Below are 1,100 nucleotides of genomic sequence, written 5' to 3' on the forward strand. Positions count from 1 at the left end.
CATACGCTGCCCCGAGACTCGGTACCGCCTGCGCCAGCATGGCAACCTGGATGCGCTGCTGCACCTTGCTCAGCCTCAACCCATCAGTTTTTGATAATCTCCGCAAGGTGGAGATGAGAGCTACAGCGGACAAGTTGGAGGCATTGCTGTAGGTGATTGCTCTTCCGACCGTTTCGGTAAACCAGCGCCTTTACTTTGCATCGTTCCCTCTGGCTCCCCTCGATGACCACCACCCCCTTGTTGCGCCCTTACCTGCTGGCGGTAGGCGGCAACCTCTTGTTTTTTGCCTGGGCCTGGCTTGGCTTCAATCACGGCAAAGGACTCTTCTTTTTCACCACCGACGTCCTCGGGCTCATGCTCTTGTTGCCGCTGGTGGTGGTGGCCAACGCCTGCGGGGGCATTGCCGCACTCCTGGCGAATAAACTTCCCTGGGCCAAGGCGTTTGGGCTTCTCTTGTTGCTCGCGGTAGGGGGATGCACAGCCGCGTGGGTTCGTGGCGCCGCAACCGGCGCATCCTTCTAACACTCCTTGACATTAGAGGAGCACGTTTACCTTCGGACCGTGGCTGTTGCAGAACTCCTCGAGGTACATTCCAGGGTAGAGAAACCCTATGTCAACGCACTGAAAAATCCTTGGAACGGTCTTTCTGCTCGCTCCCTCACGCGCCTAACCGATTCTGAATGCGAAGCAGGGAGTTCTGCAACAGCCACGACCCTTTGGGTGAACAATAAACGTCCTTGCGCACCATCTTAGAAAGACCTAGCTTTCCCGTTCGCAATGCTTCCACACCCCGCCCTCTCTTTTTCCCCGATTGCACGCCCCACTGGCTTCGCGTGACGGGCCTGCTGGGCTGGCTCGGGGCCACGTTCCCCGGCTGGGCGCAAGCCCCGACGCCGTTGCACGCCTTCTTGCAGCAGCACTACGACAGCACCGTCGTCTACCATAGCGGGTCCTCGTGGTACAACGCGCCGAACTATATCATCCTGGCCAAGGACCAGGACCGCGTGGACGCCTTTACCTACATGAGGTGGTCTAGCTAAGCCGGACAGAATTGGGACGTTGTTTGAAGGTGGGTTTCGAAGTGGTTGGGGGCAAGGTAC

The 1,100-nt window shown here is 58.4% G+C and carries 2 protein-coding genes; both read left to right on the forward strand.

What is annotated here, in order from left to right; translation table 11 throughout:
- Positions 1–222 precede the first annotated feature (222 nt).
- Positions 223–522: a hypothetical protein gene (locus ACP7AJ_RS21330; RefSeq protein WP_426062256.1), complete on the forward strand. Its 300-nt coding sequence runs from the start codon at positions 223–225 to the stop codon at positions 520–522.
- Positions 523–737: 215 nt separating this feature from the next.
- Positions 738–1,040, forward strand: coding sequence for a hypothetical protein (locus ACP7AJ_RS21335; RefSeq protein WP_426062257.1), 303 nt, complete (start codon positions 738–740; stop codon positions 1,038–1,040).
- The last annotated feature ends 60 nt before the right edge of the window (positions 1,041–1,100 follow it).

It is taken from the genome of Hymenobacter sp. B1770 (assembly GCF_049896385.1).
In the GTDB taxonomy this organism is placed as follows: domain Bacteria; phylum Bacteroidota; class Bacteroidia; order Cytophagales; family Hymenobacteraceae; genus Hymenobacter.

Excerpts from the sequence above, each read along its gene's own strand:
- ACP7AJ_RS21330 (WP_426062256.1), top strand. The coding sequence starts at position 223 with ATGACCACCACCCCCTTGTTGCGCCCTTACCTGCTGGCGGTAGGCGGC.